Origin of the sequence: Nocardioides sp., from assembly GCF_031422975.1 — a bacterium.
Lineage (GTDB): Bacteria > Actinomycetota > Actinomycetes > Propionibacteriales > Nocardioidaceae > Nocardioides.
In genome coordinates, this window is record NZ_JANPEO010000576.1 from 1 (window position 1) to 4,689 (window position 4,689).

Below are 4,689 nucleotides of genomic sequence, written 5' to 3' on the forward strand. Positions count from 1 at the left end.
GCCGACTAGCGCCGGCGGACGGTCCTCGCGGCGCTGAGGTCGCTGCCCCCCGACCAGCGGGCCGCGCTGGTTCTGGTCGACTTGACCGTCCCCTCCGCCACGTCGAGCATCTGGGCGGCCTCCGCGACGGAGTAGCCCTCCATGTCGACCAGCACCAGCGCGGCCCGCTGGTCGGGGGTCAGCGACCTCAGCGCCGCGAGGACCATCCGCCGGCGCTCGTCGGCGACGGTCAGCTCCGCCGGGTCGAGCCCGGCGTCGGTCGAGCTGACCAGCGAGCCCCGGTCCGCGCGCTCCTCGAGGTCGTCTGGCAGCGGCTCGGCGCGGCGGACCTTCATCGCCCGCAATCGGTCGAGGCAGGCGTTGACCACGACCCGGTGCAGCCAGGTCGTCACGGCGGCGTCGCCGCGGAACGACCCAGCCCGGCGGAAGGCCGCGATCATCCCCTCCTGCAGCCCGTCGGCGGCGTCGTCGGGGTTGCCCATCGTGCGCAGGGCGACCGCCCAGAGCCGGTCGCGGTGGCGTGCGAACAGCTCGCCGAACGCGTCCGGGTCGCCCGCGACGTGCCGCGCCAGGAGTTCGGCATCGCTGTGCTCGCCGCTCATCCCAGGACCACTACGTCGGCGATCGTGCCGCGGAACCCGTCCTCCACCGGTGGCATCGACGTCAGCCAGATCGTGACGAACCGACCCGACACGGCCTCGTCGAGGCTCACCGCGAGCCCGCCGTTGCCCGCAGCGGTTCCGACCGGGGTGAGGCCGGCGACCCCGGTGGGCGCCGTGGCGGTGACATAGACCGACAGGGCGGTCGGCCCGCCCAGGGTGGCGATGTCGACCTCACGCACGCCCTTCGTGGCACCGAGGTCGAGCACCAGGCCGACACCGTCCTTGAGCCCCGCGGGACCGAAGTTCTGCGCGTAGGTCGAGGTGTACCACGACGTCGCCGGGTCGCCGTCGAGGGCCAGTGCCACCAGGTCGGGGTTCTCCTCGCGCGGCTCGGAGCCCTGCGGGTCGAAGTCGGTGGCGGTGAGGCCGGGGAACGCAGTGGGCGTCGCCGTCTGGGACGGCTGGGTGCTCGCGGGATCCGCGGGCTCCTCGTCGGACCCGGAGCCGAGTTGATAGGCCGCGACGGCGGCCACGAGCACGAGCACCCCGAGCGCAATCACCATGGCCAGCCGGAACCAGTTGCGACCGGGCACGATGCCGGCGTGTGCGTCGCGCGTCTCCGGCGACGGGAGGACGCCGCTGCCGGTGCTGGTCGCCGGGTTGTTGCCGGGACCGGTCGACTCCCAGGGCCAGTACGCAGGGGACTGGGCGGCGGCGGTGCCCGGTCGCGCACGGCGTACGGGCTCGCCCTCGGGCGGTTCGGGGGCGAACAGCGGCTTGGCCGGCGTGTCCTCGAACGGCGGGGGAGGAGCGGGGGAGTCGCTGCGGGCGGGGATCCAGCCGACGTCGTCGTTCTCGTCGAACACGGGGATGCCGGCCTGGGTGGGGAGCTCCACGGGCTGCTCGACGACGGGTTCGACGACGGGTTCGGCGACGGGTTCGGGGGTGGGCCCCGGTGCGGGCTCGGGCTCGGTGGCCCTGGGGGACGGCCAGGACTCGGCGGGCGGGGCCGGGGGCGGGGCGCTCGGCAACGGATCTGTGCGCCGCACCGGTTGGGTGGGGCTCGGCCCACTCCATGAACCAGCCTCCGCCATCCCGGTCGGGTCGCCGACGAACTCGGCCAGCGCAGCCGCCACGCCGGTCATCCTCGACAGGTCGTGCGTGGATCGCTGGGTCTGCCCGGAGGTCGGACTGATGACCTGGTCGCAGAGCGCGTCGAGCGGCCGCGGGATCCCGGCGCGCACGCGCCGTGGCCGCAGCACGGTGCCGTGCACCGTCGGCGCGGGCGGCAGCAGGGAGGTGGAGACACCGGCCCACTTGCCGGTCAGAGCGGCGTAGAGCACCGCGACCGTGTCGATGAGGTCGGCCGACACTCGTCCCGGTGGCAGGCCATGCAGGGCGGCGTCGACGGCGAAGCCGATGATGCGGACCTGTCCCTGCCGGTCGATCAGGACGTTCTCCGGCACCATCCGCCCGTGGTCGAGGCCGGCGTCGTGGGCGCGGGCCAGGCTGTCGGCGACCTCGGAGACGACCCACGCTGCTCGCCGGGGCATCAGCGGGCCGGTGCTGGCGAGCATGATGTCGAGGGAGGTGCCCTCTCCCCACTCGTTGACGACGTAGCACAGGTCCTCGGTCCGGTCGGCGTCGAGGACACGCAGCAACCGGCGGTCGTGGTGCGGCGCCGTACGCCGGGCAGCCTCGAGCAGGCCGTCGGCACGCTCGTCGGAGCTGGCGATGATGTGGACGGCGACCGGTCGGTCCAGGACCTGGTCCTGGGCGCGCCAGAAGCGGCCGCCCGCGCTCTCGGTCAGCAACTCGTCGAGGCGGTAGCGCCGCGCGAGCAGGTCGCCGGCGTGGAGAGAGTCAGGCATGCGGCACCTCACTCTTTGCGGTCTCGGGCCCCGGTGCACTCGGGCAGGCGTCGGTCACCGTCATGGTAGGACTCATCCGCGCCGCAGCCGGGCCAACGCGACGTCGGTGACGGAGGTGACCTCGCGGATCCTCAGGGCGCGCGCCAGGAACACCACGACGACGAGGCCGGTCGTCCCGGCGAGACCTCCGCGCAGCGCCGAGAGCCACGGCTCGGGGTCGTCTGCGAGCGAACCGAGGGCACGGGTGATGCCGGACGAGACCAGCCAGGCGGCCAGGGCCGCGCAGGCGACGGCGATGAGCATGCGGGTCAGGAAGCGCACCAGCGCCGGCGTCTGGATGCCGCCGAGCACGTGTCGCAGGGCGGTGTAGCTGATGGCCGAGCCGACGACGTACGCCGACAGGTAGGCCAGCGCCAGGGCGGGGGCGGTGTCGCGTGCGTCGACCTGGCTGACCAGCAGCAGGGCCATCGCGATGTTGGTCGCCGAGATCGCGCACTGGATGAAGAACACCCGCCGCGTCTGCTCGAGGGCGTAGAACCCGCGCAGCATCAGGTAGTGGATGGTGAAGAACACCAGGCCCGGGGCGAACAACGCGAGCGTCGGCGCGAACCGCTGCGCAGTGCCGTCCACGCCCCAGCCGAAGAGCACGTTGGACACGTCGGACGCGAGCACCCCGAGCAGGGCAGCGATCGGCAGCACGAGCGCCAGGGACGTGCGCAGGGTGGAGCCGATGGCGCGACCCATGTCGGGCAGGCGGTGCTCGGCGGCGTACGACGAGATCGTCGGCAGGATCGCGGTCGCCAGCGACACGGTGATGATCGAGTGCGGCACCATCATGATCAAGAACGCGTTGGAGTAGACGGTGTAGCCGGTGCCGTCCGGGTCCTTCACCGTGCCGCCCGACGCCTGGTAGATCACCACGAAGTAGGCGAGCTGGTTGACGATGACGAACAGGACAGTCCACACGCCGAGCGACAGGGTCTTGGCGAGGCCCTCGTCGCGGAAGTCGAAGCGCGGGCGATAGCTGAAGCCCGCGGCCTTGAGGTAGGGCACCAGGATCAGCAGCTGGAGAACGATGCCCAGGGTGGAGCCGATGCCGAGCAGCAGCTCCTGGTTGTGACCGAGAGCCTGTTGCCACTCGCCCGAGCTGGCCCGGCCGTAGAGGCCGAGATAGGTGATCAGCATGGCGACGGCGACGGCGTTGTTGGCGATCGGGGCCCACATCATCGGCCCGAACCGGCCGCGGGCATTGAGGATCTGCCCGACCAGCACGAACATCCCGTAGAAGAACACCTGCGGCAGGCACAGCCGGGTCAGGTCGATGATCGACTGGAGGTGCGCCGCCCGCGCGGGGGTGTCGTAGGCGCCGGGGAGGTAGAAGCGCAGCACCCAGGGCGTGATGACGATCAGCACGAGGGTGACCGCGGCCAGGAACAACGCGGCCAGCGTGATGACGCGGTTGGCGTAGGCGTCGCCGCCGTCCTCGTCGGACTTCTGGGCGCGCACCAGCTGCGGCACGAGCACGGCGTTGAACACGCCGCCCGCGACGAGGATGTAGATCATGTTGGGCAGCGTGTTGGCGACGTTGAAGATGTCGGCCCGCAGGGCGGGTCCGAGGGCGGCGACGAGCAGCGCACCCCGCAGGAAGCCGCTGACCCTGGAGAAGGCGGTTCCGGCGGCCATCACAGCGCTGGAGGCCAGCATGGTCGGTGGGGCCTTCGACTCGTTCATTCGACTCGCTCGGTGGCGGGCGTACCGCGCCCACGGATGCGGCCCACGAGCCTGATCGCGATGGTGCCGAAGAGCAGGAGTGCGCCGCCGGCGAGGAGCAGCCAGATCAGCCCGCTCACCTCGGCGGCCCGGATCTGCAGGTTCGTGACGGAGCCCAGCGGTGTGCCCTGGGAGTCGGTCACGACCAGGCGGACCTGGTGGACGCCGGGGCGGTTGGCCGTGACCTTCGGCAGGATCCGCTTCCGGTCGCCGGCATTGACCTGCAGGGGGCCCAGGTCCTCGAGCTCCAGGCTGCCGTCGGCCTGGACGGTGATCCGCACGGTCACCGGCTGGTCGAGGCCGTTGACGACGTCGGCGCCGAGGTTGCCGCTCGGGCTCGACAAGGTGACCGCGTCCGGCGCGACCACGCTGACCTTGCCCAGCGGGTCGGACTGGAACCGGGTCGCTGCCTGGGTCGAGGCGGCGGCCCGGTCGGCGTTCGTCCG

Annotated in this window: 4 protein-coding genes; all 4 read right to left on the bottom strand. The window is 72.2% G+C overall.

What is annotated here, in order from left to right; translation table 11 throughout:
• Nucleotides 1-5 precede the first annotated feature (5 nt).
• Complete coding sequence (gene sigM, locus RMO85_RS17225) at nucleotides 6-602, bottom strand: RNA polymerase sigma factor SigM (protein WP_310529947.1); 597 nt, start codon at nucleotides 600-602, stop codon at nucleotides 6-8.
• Nucleotides 599-2,473, bottom strand: coding sequence for a hypothetical protein (locus tag RMO85_RS17230; RefSeq protein ID WP_310529948.1), 1,875 nt, complete (start codon nucleotides 2,471-2,473; stop codon nucleotides 599-601). The genes sigM and RMO85_RS17230 overlap by 4 nt, the downstream gene beginning before the upstream one ends.
• Before the next feature lie 72 nt (nucleotides 2,474-2,545).
• On the bottom strand, nucleotides 2,546-4,204 hold the full coding sequence (murJ, locus tag RMO85_RS17235; RefSeq protein WP_310529949.1) for a murein biosynthesis integral membrane protein MurJ: 1,659 nt from the start codon (nucleotides 4,202-4,204) through the stop codon (nucleotides 2,546-2,548).
• A partial coding sequence (locus RMO85_RS17240) for a DUF6049 family protein (protein ID WP_310529950.1) occupies nucleotides 4,201-4,689 on the bottom strand: 489 nt, incomplete at its 5' end. The genes murJ and RMO85_RS17240, both read right to left, overlap by 4 nt.